The following is a 17,601-nucleotide window of genomic DNA, read 5'->3' as shown; positions in this document are numbered from 1 at the left end:
CCATGGCCAACGAGACGAATGGCAAGGGCAACGGCGCTCCCGCCACCAACGGCAAAGCCTACCCGATCGAAGATCACACCTATGACGTCGTCGTAGTCGGCGCCGGCGGCGCGGGCCTGCGCGCGGTGGTCGGCTGCAGCGAGGCGGGCCTCCGCACCGCCTGCATCACCAAGGTGTTTCCGACCCGCTCGCACACGGTCGCGGCGCAGGGCGGCATCTCTGCTTCGCTCGGCAACATGCACAAGGACGACTGGCGCTGGCATATGTACGATACCGTGAAAGGGTCGGACTGGCTGGGCGACCAGGACGCGATCGAATACATGGTGCGCAACGCGCCCGACGCGGTCTACGAACTCGAGCATTGGGGCGTGCCGTTCTCGCGCACCGAGGACGGCAAGATCTATCAGCGTCCGTTCGGCGGCATGACCATGGACTACGGCAAGGGTCAGGCGCAGCGCACCTGCGCCGCCGCCGACCGCACCGGCCACGCCATGCTGCACACGATGTATGGCCAGTCGCTGCGTCACGCGGCCGAGTTCTTCATCGAGTTCTTCGCCATCGACCTGATCATGGACGACCAGGGCACCTGCCGCGGCGTCATCGCGCTCAAGCTCGATGACGGAACGCTGCATCGCTTCCGTGCCCAGACCGTGATTCTCGCCACCGGCGGCTACGGCCGCGCCTACGCCTCCTGCACCTCGGCGCACACCTGCACCGGCGACGGCGGCGGCATGGTGCTGCGCGCCGGCCTGCCGCTCCAGGACATGGAGTTCGTCCAGTTCCACCCGACCGGCATCTACGGCTCGGGCTGTCTCGTCACCGAGGGCGCCCGCGGCGAAGGCGGTTATCTCGTCAATTCCGAGGGCGAGCGCTTCATGGAGCGTTACGCGCCGTCGGCCAAGGACCTCGCCTCGCGCGACGTCGTTTCGCGCGCGATGACCATCGAGATCCGCGAAGGCCGCGGCGTCGGCAAGAAGAAGGACCACATCTTCCTTCACCTCGACCATCTCGATCCCGCGGTGCTCTCCGAGCGCCTGCCGGGCATCTCCGAATCCGCAAAAATCTTCGCCAATGTCGACGTGACGCGCGAGCCGATCCCGATCGTGCCGACCGTGCACTACAATATGGGCGGCATCCCCACCAACTATCACGGCGAAGTGCTGACCAAGAAGGACGGCGACGACAACGCGGTGATCCCCGGCCTGATGGCGATCGGCGAGGCCGCCTGCGTCTCCGTGCACGGCGCCAACCGCCTCGGCTCCAACTCGCTGATCGACCTCGTCGTGTTCGGCCGTGCCGCAGCGCTCCGCCTGGCCGAGAAGCTCACGCCCAATGCCAAGCAGCCCGAATTGCCGGCGAACTCGGCCGAGATGGCGGTCAGCCGTCTCGACCATTACCGCTACGCCTCCGGCGGCACCCCGACCGCGAAGCTGCGCGAGGGCATGCAGCACGTGATGCAGAACAATTGCGCGGTGTTCCGCACCGGCGAAGTGCTGAACGAAGGCCAGAACCTCATCGCGAAGGTCCACAGCGGCATCACCGACATCGCCGTGTCCGATCGCTCGCTGGTGTGGAATTCGGACCTCGTCGAGACGCTGGAGTTCGATAATCTGATCTCGCAGGCCGTGGTGACGATGAACTCGGCCGCCAACCGCACCGAGAGCCGCGGCGCCCATGCCCGCGAGGACTTCTCCGAACGCGACGACAAGAACTGGATGAAGCACACGCTGGCCTGGCTGGACGATGCCGGCAAGGTCAAGATCGAGTACCGCCCGGTTCACGACTACACCATGACCAACGACGTACAGTACATCCCGCCGAAGGCGCGCGTGTATTGAGCGAACAGTAGCCGTCATTCCGGAGCGATGCGCAGCATCGAATCCGGAATCTCGAGATTCCGGGTCTGGTCCTTCGGACCATCCCGGAATGACGAAAGGTTAGAGCAATGGTTGAATTCGCACTTCCGAAGAACTCCAAGATCACTGGCGGCAAGACCTGGCCGAAGCCCGCGGGCGCGACCGAGCTCCGCGAGTTCAAGGTCTATCGCTGGAATCCTGATGACGGCAAAAATCCGAGCGTCGACACCTATTACGTCGACACCAATGATTGCGGTCCGATGGTGCTCGATGGCCTGATCTGGATCAAGAACCACATCGACCCGTCGCTCACCTTCCGCCGCTCCTGCCGTGAAGGCGTCTGCGGCTCCTGCGCCATGAACATCGACGGCCAGAACACGCTGGCCTGCACCCGCTCGATGCACGACGTCAAGGACGGCGCGGTCAAGATCAACCCGCTGCCGCACCAGCCCGTGGTGAAGGACCTCGTCCCCGACCTCACCAATTTCTACGCGCAGTACGCCTCGGTCGAGCCCTGGCTGAAGACGACCTCGCCGACGCCGCAGAAGGAATGGCGCCAGAGCCACGAGGATCGCGAAAAGCTCGACGGCCTCTATGAGTGCATCCTCTGCGCCTGCTGCTCGACCTCCTGCCCGAGCTATTGGTGGAACAGCGAGCGCTATCTCGGGCCCGCCGCGCTGCTCCAGGCCAACCGCTGGGTCTCCGATTCGCGCGACGAAGCCACCGGCGAGCGGCTCGACAATCTCGAGGATCCGTTCCGGCTCTACCGCTGCCATACCATCATGAACTGCGCCAAGGCCTGCCCGAAGGGCCTCAACCCGGCCGAAGCCATCGCCGAGCTCAAGCTCAAGATGGTCGAGCGGCAAATCTGAGACGAAGGTCATCCTTCCACCCCGGCCCAGACCGGCCGGGGTGTTCTGCAATTGGCTTAAATTCGAGCAGAATTTTCTCAATCCCGCTGCACGTGCAAATTTTTAGATTGCAACCAGCCGCTCCAGCATAAGCTACTTCCTCACCTGCACAAGATTCGGTTAAGCTCCCACTCGGGACGGAGCGACTGTGCAGAGGGCGCAACGCAACTCGCTGAGGCTGTTGCAGTGGATGATGGCGGCATCCCTGGCGCTGCCGATTGCGCTGTTCGCCGTTGCCGCCACGATCTCCTACACATCGACCAAGGATATCGCCGACCGGGAGATCGAGCGCACGGTCGATGTCGCGCATGAGCACGCGCTCAAGGTGTTCGAGACCATCGACCGCAGCCTTGCCGAGCTCAACGAGGTCGTGCGCGGCCTTTCAGACGATACCATCCGCGCCCGAGAGCCGACGCTGCATCGCCGGCTGAAGCGGCTGACCGATTCGCTGCCGCAGCTCAAATCGGCCTGGATCTTCGATGCGCACGGAAAAGCTCTGGTCAACAGCCTTGTCTCGCCACCGCCGGACCTCGGCTTTGCCGACCGCGATTACTTCTATGCCCATGTCGACCAGACCATCGGCACCTTCATCGGCATGCCGCTGACGCCGCGTCCGCCCTATCAAGGTGCCCGCTTCTTCGGCGTGAGCCGCCGCCGTGACTCCGACGACGGCCGCTTCATCGGCGTGATCCAGGCCTCGGTCCTGCCGGAATATTTCGAGAGTTTTTACGCCAGAATTGGATCGGATCCCGGCAGCTTCTTCGCGATGGCACGCACCGACGGTGCGGTGCTCACGCATTTTCCCCGGCTTGACCACGACCTCCGGCTCGATCCGGCCGGCCCTGTAGGCCGGAAGATCGTGGCTCAACCCGAGCACGGCCTCATCACCGTGGCATGGCCCTCGGACGGCATCGAGCGGCGCATCGCCTACCGGCGCGTCGCCGAATATCCGATCTATGTCAGCGCCGGGCTCGAGACCTCGGCGATCCGCGCGCGCTGGTTCGCCACCATGGGCCAGCATCTGGTGTTCGGCATTCCCGCCACCGCACTGCTGTTTCTGCTGCTGGCGCTCGCCTTGCGGCGCACCCAGCACCTTCAGGCCGAAGCTGCAAAGCGGCGCGAGGCCGAGGAGGCGCTCAAGCACAGCCAGCGCCTGGAAGCGCTCGGACAGCTCACCGGAGGCGTCGCCCACGACTTCAACAATCTCCTGACGGTGATCCGCGCTTCGGTCGACCTTTTGAACCGGCCGCAGCTGACCGAGGAGCGGCGGCAGCGCTACATCACGGCCATCGCCGATTCAGTGGCGCGCGCAGCCAAGCTGACCTCGCAGCTGCTCGCCTTTGCACGGCGCCAGCCCCTCAAGCCGGAGGTGTTCGACGTCGGTGCGCGGGTGCAGTCGCTGCACGACATGCTCGCCACGCTGCTGGGTCCCGCGATCGAGATCGTCATGCAGCTGCCGGCGGAGCCGTGCCTTGTCAATGCCGATGCCAGCCAGTTCGAGACCGCGCTGATCAACATGGCGACCAACGCGCGCGATGCCATGCAGGGCAAAGGCAGGATCGTTTTCAGCGTCGAGGCAACAACGACCGTTGCGGACGCAACGGTGCAGCTTTCGGCCAGCCCGGCCATGACAGAGCATGGCTTCGTCCGCGTGACAGTCAGCGACACCGGCATCGGCATTCCCGCCGCGCGAATAGGGCGCATCTTCGAGCCGTTCTTCACTACGAAGCAGGTCGGCCACGGCACCGGTCTCGGCCTGTCCCAGGTGTTCGGCTTCACCCGGCAATCGGGCGGCGAGGTGACTGTCACGAGCGAGGTGGGGCAGGGCAGCACCTTCTCGCTCTATCTGCCGCGCGTCCCGCCGGACCTGTTGCCGCAGCGCCAGGCGCCCAACACTGCGCCGGCGGTGGCCGGCAGCGGCATGTCGGTGCTGGTGGTCGAGGACAATATCGAGCTCGCCAATTTCGCCGCCGATGGGCTCACCGAACTCGGCTACACCATCACGCTGGTCGACAATGCGACCGATGCACTCGCCGAGCTCGCCGTGGACGCGGATCGTTTCGATGTCGTGTTCTCGGACGTGGTGATGCCCGGGATGACCGGGCTCGATCTGGCGCAGGCGATCCGCGACCGCGGCATCGGCGTGCCGGTCGTGCTGACCACCGGCTACAGCCAGGCCCTGTCACAGGACGGCGCTGCCGGATTCGATCTCGTGCAAAAGCCCTATTCGATCGAGGAATTGTCGCGCGTTCTGCACCATGCGGCACGGCCGCGACGCGTGCGCGACGGCGCCGCCGAGTGATCAGCCGGAACCCAAGGGAACCGTTTGATTTCCTTTGCGTTGTCCGCTCATGCACAAGCCGGCCGCAACGCGCGAACAGGGCAAACAGCCGCCCATTGTCGAGATCAAAGGCGAGAACGGCGATGAAGTGACACCGCCGCCGCCCGACCTGGTCGAACCTGACCCCGAGCTCTCAACCGAGGAAGCCGAGCAGGCGCGCAAGGATTATCTGCTGACGCGGTTCTGGATCAGCGCGCGCGGCTTCTGGGGCCGCAACGGCAACCGCTTGGCCTGGCCGTTCTCGATCGGTCTCGGCGCGCTGATCGTCCTGACCGTCGGCTTCCAATACGGCATCAATGTCTGGAATCGCGCGATCTTCGACGCCATCGAGAAGCGCGATGCGACGAGCGTCTTCCATCTCACGGCGGTGTTCTTCCCGCTCGCGATCGGCAGCATCGTGCTCGCCGTCGCGCAGGTGTTCGCGCGCATGGGCATCCAGCGGCGCTGGCGGGCCTGGCTGACTGCGAGCGTGCTGACCAGGTGGCTCAAGAACGGGCGCTACTACCAGCTCAATCTCGTCGGCGGCGACCACCAAAATCCCGAATACCGAATCGCGGAGGATCTGCGGATTGCCACCGACTCTCCGGTCGATTTCCTCGCCGGCGTCACGTCCGCGCTGCTGTCGGCTGCGACCTTCATCGTCGTGCTCTGGACCATCGGCGGTGCGCTCACCGTCGTGCTCGGCGGCTCGTCCATCACGATTCCCGGCTTTCTGGTGATCGCCGCGATCCTGTACGCCGCGATCGCATCCGGCTCGATCGTGGCGATCGGCCGGCGCTTCGTGCAGGTCTCCGAGGAGAAGAACCAGGCCGAAGCTGATTTCCGCTACACGCTGACGCGCGTGCGCGAGAACGGCGAAAGTATCGCGCTGCTCGGCGGCGAGGAGGAGGAGCGCGACGGCATCGACCGCAATTTCAACCGCGTGCTGCGGCAGTGGGCGCGCCTCGCCGGCCAGCACATGCGCACTACGCTGGTGTCGCAGGGATCCAGCCTCGTTGCTCCCGTTGTCCCGCTTCTCCTCTGCGCGCCAAAATTCCTCGACGGCAGCATGACGCTGGGACAGGTGATGCAGGCGGCCTCCGCCTTCACCATCGTGCAGAGTGCGTTCGGCTGGCTGGTCGACAATTATCCGCGGCTGGCCGACTGGAATGCCTGCGCGCGCCGCATCGCCTCGCTGATGATGTCGCTCGACGGCCTCGAACGCGCCGAGCAGGGCGACGGCCTTGGCCGCATCAAGCGCGGGGAGACGCGCAACGACGCCATGCTTGAGATGAAGGATCTCTCGGTCACGCTCGATGACGGCACCGCCGTGGTCGGCGAGACCGAAGTCGTGATAGACCCGGGCGAACGGCTGCTCGTCGCCGGCGAGTCCGGCACCGGCAAGAGCACGCTGGTGCGCGCCATCGCAGGCCTGTGGCCATGGGGCGGCGGAAGCGTGAATTTGCATGCCGACCGGCGTCTGTTCATGCTGCCGCAGCGGCCTTACGTGCCCTCCGGCTCCTTGCGGCGCGCGGTCGCCTATCCCGGCGCCGCCGACCACTGGACCGTCGAGGAGATCGGCGAAGCCCTGCACAAGGTCGGCCTCGATCATCTCAAGGGGAAGATCGAAGAGGAAGGACCGTGGGACCAGACGCTGTCCGGCGGTGAGAAACAGCGCCTCGCCTTCGCACGGCTGCTGCTGCACAATCCTGATATCGTCGTGCTCGATGAGGCAACCTCGGCGCTCGACGAGCGGAGCCAGGACAAGATGATGAAGATGATCACCGGCGAGCTGCCGAAGGCGACCATCGTCAGCGTCGCGCATCGCGCCGAGCTGGAGGCTTTCCACAGCCGCAAGATCGTGCTGGAGCGGCGCAAGGGCGGCGCAAAACTCGTCAGCGACGTCGAGCTGATTCCGCGCAAGGGCAAGCGCAAGCTGCTCGGGCGATTGCTGCACCAGCGGAAGAAGGCAGCGTGATCCGAAGCCCGGATGAGCGAAGCGCAATCCGGGACCGGTCCGTCCACGCGCGAGAACACGCTGTAACGCTCCATCCAGGCTACAACCCGCCCGTTGGAGTTGTCGCCAAAACCGGCTATGCATGCGCCGCCTGCAACGAGGACCTGCTGCTTGACGTCCGACAACGCCCCTTCGTCCGCGCCGTTCGGCGCGTTTGCCCCCAATGCGGCACAGGCTGCGATCATCCGCCTCGCGACGCGCTCGGGGCTGATGCGCGGCGCGTTCCGACCCTGGCTGTCGCGGCTGGTCAATCTGCTGCGCAGCGGCCCGCTCGACGTGCAGTATCAGGGCGCCTCGTTCCGCTTCTATCACCAGGGCAGCGCGACCGAGCGCGGCGCGCTGTTCAATCCCGACTACAATCTCGACGAGCTCGACTTCCTGCGCCAGCACACCCCTGCGGGCGGCGTGTTCGTCGATGTCGGCGCCAATGTCGGCACCTTTGCGCTGGTGATGGCGCGGCAGGTCGGGCCATCAGGCAAGGTGGTCGCGATCGAGCCGCATCCGCTGACCTTCGGACGGCTCTCCTTCAATCACGCCGCGTCGAAGACGCCGCAGGTGCGCCTGGTGCAGGCGGCCGCGGGGGACAGCGACGGCGAGCTGATGATCGAGAGCGGCGGCGGCAATCTCGGCGCCACTCACGTCGTCACCGGCTCGGCCGGTGCCGAGGCCATCAAGGTGCCGTCGCTACGCTTGATGCGCATTCTCGAGGAGGCCGGCGTCACAAAGGTCGATTCGCTCAAGATCGACGTCGAGGGCTTCGAGGACCGCGTGCTGATCGGCTTCTTCCGCGACGCGCCGCAATCGCTCTGGCCGCGCGCGGTCGTGATCGAACACCTGTCACGAAACGAATGGCAGCAGGATTGTATTGCCGACATGGTCGCGCGCGGCTTTACGATCGCACGCAAGACACGGAGCAATACGTTCCTGTCACGCTGACAAGGACGAACAGGAGAGGTTGCGATGATCGACCATCTGGGTTTCTCGGTCTCCGACTATGAGCGCGCAAAAACGTTCTATGCGAAGGCGCTGGCGCCGCTCGGCTATGGCCTGATCATGGAAGTGACGGCCGAGCAGACCGGTCACGCTGCGGCCGCAGGTTTCGGCGCCGACGGTAAGCCGGACTTCTGGTTCGGCGCGGAAGGCGCCATGAACAAGCCGGTGCACATTGCGATCGCAGCGAAGGACCGCGCCACGGTGGATGCCTTCTACAAGGCGGCGATCGCGGCCGGCGGCCGCGATAACGGCCCGCCCGGCATCCGCCCGCATTATCATGCCAATTATTACGGCGCCTTCGTGCTCGATCCTGATGGCCACAATATCGAGGCCGTCTGTCACGCGCCCGAATAACGCAGACTTCGAATCGATGTGGTGCGGAACATCAGCGCGACATGGTCGTTGTCGTTCTCTGGACAACGATCTCGATGATGCCGATGCCGATCGAACCGCCCGAGATTCCGCCATCGACGCCCGGCACTCCGACCGAGCCGCCGCCCGGAATTCCGCCGGGCAATCCACAGCCCGACATCACGCCGCCGACGCGCGAGCCCGGCGAAACACCGCGGCCGGATGAATTGCCCGGCCATATGCCGGAAGAGATTCCACGACGCGGACCTAACGGTCCGCTGACGCCCAATCCTGCGACGGACGCAGCTCCACCGCAGGATCACGTATGAGGCGAAGCATCACAGGTGAGGCGATTGCAAGAAGCGTCTGAATGCGCAATGAACGTCACCATAGTGAGGTGATTTGCGTGCAGAAATAAATCGGACTGCGGTCGCATCGCCCGCCACAATGCGGCCTAACGCGTAGCTGTTCATCCCAACACTTTCGTCAAAGAACCTTCCGGGGAAGTTCACCACCATGACCAACCTTCGTATCGTGCTGCTTGCGACGACGGCTCTGACCGCGATGCAATTGGCAAACACCGCATCGCACGCGCAAAGCGCTTCGCCGCTCGTGGTCGCACAGGCCCAGCCGCAAGAGACGGGCCCTGACGGAAAACCGAAGCAGCCGCCGAAGGGACCGCCCGGGGCCGCCCCACCTGCAGCACCCGCGCGCCCAGCGGCACCGCCGCCCGCGGCTGCACCGCCCCACCCGCCCGCAGCGCCCCCGCCGACAGCCGCACCGCCGCGCCCGGCAGCGCCGCCACCGCCTTCGCCTCCGCCTGCGGCCCGTCCGGCGCCCCCGCCGCCGCCGGCCACTCCGAAGCAACCTGCGCCGCCTCCACCGCCGCCGGCCGCCCCGAAGCAACCTGCGCCGCCTCCACCGCCGCCGGCCGCCCCGAAGCAACCTGCGCCGCCTCCGGCCGCGGCCCCGCAGCAGCACGCCCCGACACCGCCTCCTCCGGCGCCGCCCGCGGCACGTCCTGCGCCCACGCCTCCGGCACCGCCTCCGGCCGCGGCTCCGCAGCAGCACGCACCCACCACGCCGCCGCCTGCGGCTCGCCCGACGCCACCCCCTCCTCCTCCGCCTCCGCCCGCCGCGGCTCCGTCGGCCCGGCCGACGCCTGCGCCCACGGCAACCCCGCCTGCTCCGACAGCTGCGCCCACGGCCCGCCCCGGCGCAGCTGCGCCGGCAGCCACGCCCGCTCCGACGGCGACACCAACGCCGACGCCGACCCCTGCGCCGACCGCAACGCCGGCTCCGGGCAGCACGCCTGGTGCACCGCCAGCCGGCCGCCCCGGCGCGCCTCCACCCGGCGCACGTCCCGGCGCGCCTCCGGCGGCGGGATCGCCAGCCCCCGGAGCCATGCCTGCTCCAACGGCAACGCCGGCCCCGAGCGGCACCGCGACGCCGCCGGCCGGACGTCCGGGATCGGCGACGCCGGCCCCAGGCCCAACCCCGGCTCCGACCGCGACGCCAACCCCTGGCCAACAGGGTGGAACGCCTCCTGCCGGCGCGCCCGCTGCCGGAACTCCGGCTGCGCCGCCGCAGGCCGGCAATCTCCCGCCCCGCCCCGCAGCTCCCGCCGGCGCCCCAGCACCAACTGTCGTCCCCGGCACGCCGGCCGCAGCACCGCCGCCGAACCGGGCGCAATACGCGCCGCCGACGGTCGCACCGGCCTTCCGCGCCGCGCCGACGGTCGCTGCACCGTTGCCGCCTCCGCCCCGCCCGCCGCAGCGTGACCTGACGCCGCTCGCGATCGGTGCGGGCGTGGTGGCTGGCGCCGTGATCGGCGCGACGATCGCCGACTACCGCAATCAGCGGCAGGAGGTCGTCGAAGGCGGACGCACCATCTACACCGAGCCGGATCGCATCATCATCCGCGACCCCGGCGGCCAGGAGTATGTCCGCGGCAACGATCTCTACCGCTTCCGTTACGGCGCCCGCGACATCCGCACCTTCAACGAGGGCGGCGAAACGCGCACCGTCGTGATTCGCCCTGATGGCAGCGAGGTCATCACGGTGGTCGGTCCGGACGGTTCGCTGCTGCGGCGAATCCGCAGGGACCCCGGCGGACGTGAGATCGTCATCATCGACAACAGCTACCGCGATCCGCGCTCGGTCGGCGGCTTCTATGTCGACGTGCCGCCGCCGGTCGTGAACATTCCCTATGATCGCTACATCGTCGACGCTGAGGAGGCGTCGCCGGACGTGATCTACGCGACCATGGAGGCACCGCCGGTACAGCGGATCGAGCGGCGCTATACGCTCGACGAAATCCGCTACAGCCCCAATGTTCGCATGCAGATGCCGAGCATTGACGTCAACACGATCAACTTCGAGACGGGATCGTGGACCATCCCGCCGGACCAGGTGGCCCGGCTCCAGGTGATCGCCGACGGCCTCAACCGGGCGATCCAGCGCAACCCGCGCGAGGTGTTCCTGATCGAGGGACACACCGACGCGGTCGGCAACGACGTCGACAATCTGTCGCTGTCGGATCGCCGTGCGCAGGCCGCGGCCGAGTTGTTGACGCAGCAGTTCGGCGTGCCCGCCGAGAACCTGACCTCGCAGGGCTACGGCAAGCAGTACCTGAAGGAGCAGACCGACGGACCGAGCCGGATCAACCGGCGCGTCACCGTCCGCCGCATCACGCCGCTGCTCAACGGCGGCACGGCCTCGCTGCCGCCGCCCCCGCCCGGGGCCGCGCCGCCGCGGTAAGGCGAAGCACAAACGCAAATGGCCGGGAGCGATCCCGGCCATTTTTGTTTTGGGCTCTCGTCATTGCGAGGAGATCCAGACTGTCACCGCCGAGAGATTCTGGATTGCTTCGCTTCGCTCAGCAATGACGAATGAAGCTACACCAGCTTCACCCCTTGTCGCTCTCGAGCCGGAAGATCTGCGAGCCCTCGCTGCCCGAGAGCAGGCCGGTGTCGCTGTAGAGCTTCAGCTTGGTGCGGGTGTCGGCGATGTCGAGGTTGCGCATGGTGAGCTGGCCGATGCGGTCGGCCGGCGTGAAGGCGGCGTCCTCGACCTTCTCCATGCTGAGCCGCTCCGGCGCATAGGTGAGGTTGGGGCTTTCGGTGTTGAGGATCGAATAGTCGTTGCCGCGGCGCAGCTCCAGTGTGACCTCGCCGGTGACGGCGCGCGCGACCCAGCGCTGCGCGGTTTCGCGCAACATCAAGGCCTGCGAGTCGAACCAGCGGCCCTGATAGAGCAGACGTCCCAGGCGCATGCCGCTGATGCGGTACTGCTCGATGGTGTCCTCGTTGTGGATGCCGGTGACAAGGCGCTCATAGGCGATGTGCAGCAGCGCCATGCCGGGGGCCTCGTAGATGCCGCGGCTCTTGGCCTCGATGATGCGGTTCTCGATCTGGTCGCTCATGCCGAGGCCGTGGCGGCCGCCGATCGCATTGGCTTCGAGGAACAGCGCGACGGGATCGGAGAAGGTCTGGCCGTTCAGCGCGGTCGGCTGGCCTTCCTCAAAGCGCACCACGACCGTCTCGGCCTTCACCGCGCAGTCATCGCGCCAGAACGGCACGCCCATGATCGGATTGACGATCTTGATGCCGCTGTCGAGGCTTTCGAGATCCTTCGCCTCATGGGTGGCGCCAAGCAAATTGCTGTCGGTCGAGTACGCCTTCTCCGCACTCATCTTGTAGGCGAAGCCCTGAGCGGTCATGAACGCCGACATCTCGGCGCGGCCGCCGAGCTCGTCGATGAACTGCTGGTCGAGCCAGGGCTTGTAGATCTTCAGGCCGGGATTGGTGAGCAGGCCGTAGCGGTAGAAGCGCTCGATGTCGTTGCCCTTGAAGGTCGAGCCGTCGCCCCAGATGTTGACGCCGTCCTCTTTCATCGCCGCGACCAGCATCGTGCCGGTGACGGCGCGCCCGAGCGGCGTGGTGTTGAAATAGATGATGCCCCCGGTCGAGATGTGGAAGGCGCCCGACTGGATCGCGGCGATGCCTTCGTGGACCAGCTGCGTGCGGCAATCGACGAGGCGCGCCTTCTCGGCACCGAACTCCATCGCCTTGCGCGGGATCTCGTTGTAGTCGGCCTCGTCGGGCTGGCCGAGATTGGCGGTGTAGGCGTAGCAGCGCGCCCCCTTCTGCTTCATCCAGAGCAGCGCCGCAGAGGTGTCGAGGCCGCCCGAAAAAGCGATGCCGACTTTCTCACCCTTGGGCAGGCTTTTCAGGATCGTGGTCATGGCGCGTCCAATCGGTCTCAAATAGCTGATGTTGTGGCTCGAGGGCGGCGAATATCAAATTTCGCGAGGCTCGGCACGCATTTAATGGCTCAAACCGAGGGCTCGGGACCGGTCTTGCGGCCGAACAGGCGCTGGCGGAGCCGGTAGGCGGGCATGTTCAGCCGGGTCAAGACGGCATCGACCGCATCGTCCGAAAACCGCGTCCGCGGCCAGCGGTAAATCAGCGCGTAGGCGAACCAGATCACGACGAAGGTCACGAGGCCCGCGATGGAAACGTCGGTGAAGAAGTGGCCACCGAAGGCCATGCGCAGCCCGCTGGTTACCGCGCCGAACACCACGGCGGCGGTATAGGCAAGTGGCCGCCACGCCGGCGGCGCCAGTGCGGCCGGCGCGAGCGTCCAGAATGCCGTTGCCCCTTCGCCGGAGAAGAACGAGCAGTTGCGTCCGCAGCCGCCGCGCGGATCCCACCAAGGCACGAATTGCTGATCGCCGGCAAACTCGGTCACCACCACCGGACGGGGACGGCCCCAGTAATTCTTGAACGTCAGGTTGGTCAAAATGCCGGCCGACATGGTCAACGTCACCAGCAGGAAAATGATCGTGCGCCCCGGCACCATCAGCGGCCGGTCCGGCCGGATCATCTTGACCACAAGCGCGACGATCGAGGGCAGGGCGAAGGCCCAGGCGATCCACATCGCCGCATCGCGCGCAAAGCCGGCCCATTCGTTCAGCTTGAGCGGAAACGTCCTGGTCGCGGGGTCGAAGAACAGCGCAGCGAGCTTGAGATCGAGCTCGGGATAGAGGCCGAAAACAAGGCCGATCACGAGCCAGAGCGCCAGGGCGATGAAGAGTCCAGTCCGGTTCATGGCGCGCGGTTTAGCGGAGTGGAAGGAGGATGGAAACCCTTTGCCACCGTCATTCCGGGATGGTCCGAAGGACCAGACCTCAGGTGCACAATTGCGCACCGGGGAATCTCGAGATTCTCAGGTGCGCAATTGCGCACCATAGTTCGATGCTTCACATCACCCCGGAATGACGCACATAAATTACCGCCCGTCCGGCCGCGACTGTGACGGCAGCGGCGGAGGCGGCTTGTGCGGAGGCGGCGGCTCGCGCCAGGCGCCGGCGTTGCGGCCGGCGATCAGCCAATAGACCACACCGGCGACGATGCCGGCGCCGGTCATGATCTCCAGGTGACGCCGCACGATGCCTTCGAACTGCAAGGTGTCGGCGTGAAACGGAACAAGGCCGAGATAGCAGGCGAGCCCGACGAGGCCGCCGCCGACGGCGTAAGCCAGCGCGCTGCGGATGTAGAGCGCTTCGGTGACGGCGACGATCACCGCCGCTGGCACCAGCGCGAAGCCCGAGACGAAGATGAAGCCAAAGCCGAGCAGGATATCGATCGCACCTTGATCGACGGGACCGGCGCCGAGATCTGCGAATTCCGGGAACAGCAGCGCGACGACGACGATCATGCCGCCGACGAAGCAGGCGGCGAGGAAGCCGATGAAGATGATGATGAGGCGGCCGATCAGGGACATGGCAAAAATGTCAACTCAGTCGCCATTGCGAGGAGCGCAGCGACGAACAATCCAGACTGCCGCCGCGGAGATATTCTGGATGCTTCGCTGTGCTCGCAATGACGGGGATGCGAGAGCGCGGACATAGAAAGCTAGTCCGTCATCGCCATGGCGCGCAGCGCCTGGCGCTCCCTGGCGCTGAGCTTCTCGGTCTCCGACTTGAGCTGGCCGCAGGCGGCGAGGATGTCGCGGCCGCGCGGGGTGCGGACCGGTGAGGAATAGCCGGCGTTGAAGATGTATTCGGAGAATTTTTCGATCTGATCCCAGTCCGAGCACTCATAGGCCGTGCCCGGCCAGGGATTGAACGGGATCAGATTGATCTTGGCCGGAATGCCCTTGAGCAGCTTCACCAGCAGCTTTGCATCGTCGAGCGAATCGTTGACGCCCTTGAGCATCACATATTCAAAGGTGATGCGGCGCGCGTTCGAGGCGCCGGGATAGTCGCGGCAGGCCTGCAAGAGCTCCTTGATCGGATATTTGCGGTTGAGCGGCACCAGCTCGTTGCGCAATTCATCGCGCACAGCATGCAGCGAGATCGCGAGCATGACGCCGATCTCCTCGCCGGCGCGCACGATGTTGGGCACCACGCCCGAGGTCGAGAGCGTGATGCGGCGGCGCGAGATGCCGATGCCTTCGTTGTCGCCGACGATGAGCAGCGCATCGCGCACCGCGTCGAAATTGTAGAGCGGCTCGCCCATACCCATCATCACGATGTTGGTGACGCGGCGCGTGCCGTCCTCGCGATCGGCCCAGTCGTTCAGGCGATCGCGCGCGACCATCACCTGTCCGACGATCTCGCCGGCGGTGAGGTTGCGCACCAGGCGCTGCGTGCCGGTGTGGCAGAACGCGCAGTTGAGCGTGCAGCCGACCTGCGAGGAGACGCAGAGCGTGCCGCGATCGGTTTCGGGGATGTAGACGCACTCGACTTCATGCGCCTTCTGGACGGCGTCGCCGCTCGGCAGCCGCAGCAGCCATTTGCGGGTGCCGTCATTGGAAATCTGCTCGGCCACGACTTCCGGCCGGTCGACGGTGAAATGCTGGGCGAGATCGGCGCGAATGCCCTTCGAGATCGAGGTCATCTCGTCAAAGCTCTGGGCGCCGCGGAAATAGATCCAGTGCCACAACTGCTGCACGCGCATCTTGCGCTGGGCCGGTGCAACGCCGATCTCGCCGAGGCGATCTGCAAGCTCGGCGCGCGACAGGCCGATCAGCGACGGCCTTGCCGGCGGCACATAGGTTTCGAGCGGAGTCTTCTCCACCAATGTTGCGTTGTGCGGCTCGGTCATCGCTTGCCTGAGATTGCTGCTGTCTCGTCATGGCCGGGCTTGTCCCGGGCATCCACGTTCTTCCCGCCCGGAGCCAGCGCGTGGATGGCCGGGACAAGCCCGGCCATGACGGCAGCACCTTTGGGATAACCCCTATATAGCAATCGGAACCGCCGATTGCGACCTTATCGCCCTCAGCCTTAACGACGAGGCGTTACCGCCTGCAGTCCTGTGCGATCTTGTCGAGCGCCTGGGCGAGACCCTTCAGCGAGAAGGTATCGGTCGTCTCGGTCCCCTTGGCCGAGACGCCCTTGACCACGAGATCGACAGATTTGCGCATGGCTTCGACCATCCGCTCCTCCTCGGCCGCGTTCTTGATCCAGAGCCCGTCGCCCTGCGTGTACATGGCGAAGGAGGCGCCGCCGACCTCGACGGTCGATTCCGAGCCCGGCTTCAGCGCGTAGCCGATCATCACCGAGACCTCGTTGCTCACCTTCTCCGCCGGCCGGGTCGACACGAAGGCATAGGCGGGATCACGCGGCCGGTTCGGCGGGTTGGTCTTCGACGACGACGGCTTTGCCAGCGCGAAGCAGACCTTCTTGCCGTTCGGCGCCGCCGAGTATGCTCCCCAGGTGCCGAACTGCCCGATCAGGGTCGGCTCGGCGCCGCCCGCAACTGCGGCGGGCGAGGCCGCCGATTTGCTCTCGGGCTTCGAGGCCGCCTTTGCAGTCGTGCTGGCCGGCGGGGCCGGCTTCGGTGTCGCCTCTTTTGGAGCAGACTCTTTTGGAACAGACTTGGGCGCCGGTTGCGCCGTCTGCGCCCACGCGGAATCGACAATCCGCCCGGCCATCACGCCAGTCATCAAAGCTAAAATCAGCACCCGCCACATGCTGGAGTGGTTCCCTCAATATTGTGACTGGAAGATGGCCCGAGCGCGCTTTGTCCCCGGGCAGGGATAGCCGGGAAAGTCCAATTTGGGAAGGCAGTTAGCGGTATCGGTGGCGGTTAGGCCTTGGATCGCGCGGCGCGTTGCTCGGCCCATTGTGCCTCGGTCCAGGCGAGCAAATCCTCGGCGCCGGAACTGCGCAAATGCGCGCCGCCGTCGATCACCACCATCTCGCCATTGATGTAGGCGGCACGGTCCGAGACCAGGAAGCTGGCGAGATCGGCAAGCTCGTCGTGCTCGCCGGTGCGCCCAAGCGGGTTGCGCGAGGTCCAGCCTTCGTCGCGGCCCTCGGGACGGAGTTGCCCGGCGGCCCCTGCGGTCGGGAACGGGCCCGGCGCGATCGCAACGTTGCGGATGGCCTTCGGGCCCCATTCCACGGCGAGACTCTTGGTCATCGCGAGCAGCGCCGACTTCGCCATCGCCGACGGAACCGTGAAGGCGCGGCCGGTGATGGTGGAGGTCGAGAGGATCGACAGCACGACGCCGCCGTGCTTGCCCTCGATCCAACGCCTGCCGGCGGCGAGCGTGCAATACATCGCGCCATGCAGCGTCGGCGCCAGGATCGCATCCGCGGCGCGGAAGGAGAGATGCTCGCTCTGCGCGATGAAGGTGGCAGCGGCATTGTTGACGAGGATGTCGAGCGGCGCCTCGCGCCAGATCGCATCCATCATGCTGTCGACGGCCGCGCCGTCGCGGATATCGCAGGCGATGGTCGTGACTTTGCCGCCGGTCTCTTCGCGCATCGCCGCTGCCGTCGCTTCCAACCGATCGAGCTTGCGGCCGCAGATCACGAGCTCAGCGCCGAGCGCGAGGAAGCGGCGTCCCATCGCGGCGCCAAGGCCCGACCCGCCGCCGGTGACGAGGATGCGCTTGCCCTTGAGCAGACCTGTTTCAAACATCGTTTGAATCCTTTCTCCGCGGATTTCATCATTGCGAACGCAGCGAAGCAAATCCAGGCTATTTCCGCAGGACGGATTCTGGATTGCTTCGCTGCGCTCGCAATGACGGGAGGATAGGCCGTCGTATCACCCGAGACAAAGAATCCGGATTGTCGACCCGCATCAAATCCGGCAAAACCGGGCCAACCATAATTCCACTCGAAACGCCTCAAGGTGC

The 17,601-nt window shown here is 66.0% G+C and carries 14 protein-coding genes; 8 read left to right on the top strand and 6 right to left on the bottom strand.

Translation table 11 applies throughout. From position 1 onward, the window contains the following. Positions 1-2: 2 nt before the first annotated feature. The 8 genes from sdhA (at position 3) to EAV90_RS26110 (ending at position 11,208) form a co-directional block, all read left to right on the top strand. Complete coding sequence (sdhA, locus tag EAV90_RS26145; RefSeq protein WP_122400355.1) at positions 3-1,838, top strand: succinate dehydrogenase flavoprotein subunit; 1,836 nt, start codon at positions 3-5, stop codon at positions 1,836-1,838. A 107-nt stretch (positions 1,839-1,945) separates the two neighbouring features. Then, positions 1,946-2,728, top strand: a complete 783-nt coding sequence (locus EAV90_RS26140) for a succinate dehydrogenase iron-sulfur subunit (RefSeq protein WP_100236830.1) — start codon at positions 1,946-1,948, stop codon at positions 2,726-2,728. Between the two features lie 187 nt (positions 2,729-2,915). Further along, positions 2,916-5,069, top strand: a complete 2,154-nt coding sequence (locus EAV90_RS26135; protein ID WP_129145055.1) for a hybrid sensor histidine kinase/response regulator — start codon at positions 2,916-2,918, stop codon at positions 5,067-5,069. A 49-nt stretch (positions 5,070-5,118) separates the two neighbouring features. Then, positions 5,119-7,065, top strand: coding sequence for an ABC transporter ATP-binding protein/permease (locus EAV90_RS26130; RefSeq protein ID WP_122400352.1), 1,947 nt, complete (start codon positions 5,119-5,121; stop codon positions 7,063-7,065). Between the two features lie 150 nt (positions 7,066-7,215). Next, on the top strand, positions 7,216-8,040 hold the full coding sequence (locus EAV90_RS26125; protein WP_162500060.1) for an FkbM family methyltransferase: 825 nt from the start codon (positions 7,216-7,218) through the stop codon (positions 8,038-8,040). Positions 8,041-8,064: 24 nt separating this feature from the next. Beyond that, positions 8,065-8,451 (top strand): VOC family protein, encoded by a 387-nt coding sequence (locus EAV90_RS26120; RefSeq protein ID WP_122400350.1) that lies wholly within the window; start codon positions 8,065-8,067, stop codon positions 8,449-8,451. 83 nt (positions 8,452-8,534) lie between these two features. Then, the gene (locus EAV90_RS26115; RefSeq protein WP_162500532.1) at positions 8,535-8,777 is read left to right on the top strand and encodes a hypothetical protein; all 243 of its coding nucleotides are present in this window, start codon (positions 8,535-8,537) and stop codon (positions 8,775-8,777) included. 187 nt (positions 8,778-8,964) lie between these two features. Continuing rightward, entirely contained in the window at positions 8,965-11,208 is a 2,244-nt protein-coding gene (locus EAV90_RS26110; protein WP_129145054.1) for an OmpA family protein, read from the top strand. Between the two features lie 148 nt (positions 11,209-11,356). Here EAV90_RS26110 and argG read toward each other — a convergent pair whose 3' ends face one another. From argG to EAV90_RS26075, 6 genes are all read right to left on the bottom strand, one after another. Next, positions 11,357-12,694 (bottom strand): argininosuccinate synthase, encoded by a 1,338-nt coding sequence (gene argG / locus EAV90_RS26105; RefSeq protein ID WP_129145053.1) that lies wholly within the window; start codon positions 12,692-12,694, stop codon positions 11,357-11,359. Positions 12,695-12,783: 89 nt separating this feature from the next. Continuing rightward, positions 12,784-13,560: a phosphatase PAP2 family protein gene (locus EAV90_RS26100; RefSeq protein ID WP_129145052.1), complete on the bottom strand. Its 777-nt coding sequence runs from the start codon at positions 13,558-13,560 to the stop codon at positions 12,784-12,786. Between the two features lie 180 nt (positions 13,561-13,740). Further along, complete coding sequence (locus EAV90_RS26090) at positions 13,741-14,235, bottom strand: hypothetical protein (protein WP_122406318.1); 495 nt, start codon at positions 14,233-14,235, stop codon at positions 13,741-13,743. A 131-nt stretch (positions 14,236-14,366) separates the two neighbouring features. After that, entirely contained in the window at positions 14,367-15,560 is a 1,194-nt protein-coding gene (gene rlmN / locus EAV90_RS26085) for a dual-specificity RNA methyltransferase RlmN (RefSeq protein ID WP_129145051.1), read from the bottom strand. 193 nt (positions 15,561-15,753) lie between these two features. After that, positions 15,754-16,428, bottom strand: a complete 675-nt coding sequence (locus tag EAV90_RS26080) for an invasion associated locus B family protein (protein WP_129145050.1) — start codon at positions 16,426-16,428, stop codon at positions 15,754-15,756. Positions 16,429-16,544: 116 nt separating this feature from the next. Then, positions 16,545-17,384 carry an SDR family oxidoreductase gene (locus EAV90_RS26075; protein WP_129145049.1) on the bottom strand — a complete coding sequence of 280 codons (840 nt, stop codon included), beginning with the start codon at positions 17,382-17,384 and terminating at the stop codon, positions 16,545-16,547. Positions 17,385-17,601 lie beyond the last annotated feature (217 nt).

Origin of the sequence: Bradyrhizobium vignae (assembly GCF_004114425.1) — a bacterium.
Classification (GTDB): domain Bacteria; phylum Pseudomonadota; class Alphaproteobacteria; order Rhizobiales; family Xanthobacteraceae; genus Bradyrhizobium; species Bradyrhizobium vignae.
Note: the sequence above shows the minus strand (reverse complement) of the source record. Positions and strands in the feature narration are given on the sequence as shown.

Coding starts and splice junctions, on each gene's coding strand:
- EAV90_RS26110 (WP_129145054.1), top strand. CDS start 8,965: ATGACCAACCTTCGTATCGTGCTGCTTGCGACGACGGCTCTGACCGCG.
- rlmN (WP_129145051.1), bottom strand. CDS start 15,560: ATGACCGAGCCGCACAACGCAACATTGGTGGAGAAGACTCCGCTCGAA.
- sdhA (WP_122400355.1), top strand. CDS start 3: ATGGCCAACGAGACGAATGGCAAGGGCAACGGCGCTCCCGCCACCAAC.
- EAV90_RS26140 (WP_100236830.1), top strand. CDS start 1,946: ATGGTTGAATTCGCACTTCCGAAGAACTCCAAGATCACTGGCGGCAAG.
- EAV90_RS26080 (WP_129145050.1), bottom strand. CDS start 16,428: ATGTGGCGGGTGCTGATTTTAGCTTTGATGACTGGCGTGATGGCCGGG.
- EAV90_RS26075 (WP_129145049.1), bottom strand. CDS start 17,384: ATGTTTGAAACAGGTCTGCTCAAGGGCAAGCGCATCCTCGTCACCGGC.
- EAV90_RS26100 (WP_129145052.1), bottom strand. CDS start 13,560: ATGAACCGGACTGGACTCTTCATCGCCCTGGCGCTCTGGCTCGTGATC.
- EAV90_RS26115 (WP_162500532.1), top strand. CDS start 8,535: ATGCCGATCGAACCGCCCGAGATTCCGCCATCGACGCCCGGCACTCCG.
- EAV90_RS26090 (WP_122406318.1), bottom strand. CDS start 14,235: ATGTCCCTGATCGGCCGCCTCATCATCATCTTCATCGGCTTCCTCGCC.
- argG (WP_129145053.1), bottom strand. CDS start 12,694: ATGACCACGATCCTGAAAAGCCTGCCCAAGGGTGAGAAAGTCGGCATC.
- EAV90_RS26130 (WP_122400352.1), top strand. CDS start 5,119: ATGCACAAGCCGGCCGCAACGCGCGAACAGGGCAAACAGCCGCCCATT.
- EAV90_RS26120 (WP_122400350.1), top strand. CDS start 8,065: ATGATCGACCATCTGGGTTTCTCGGTCTCCGACTATGAGCGCGCAAAA.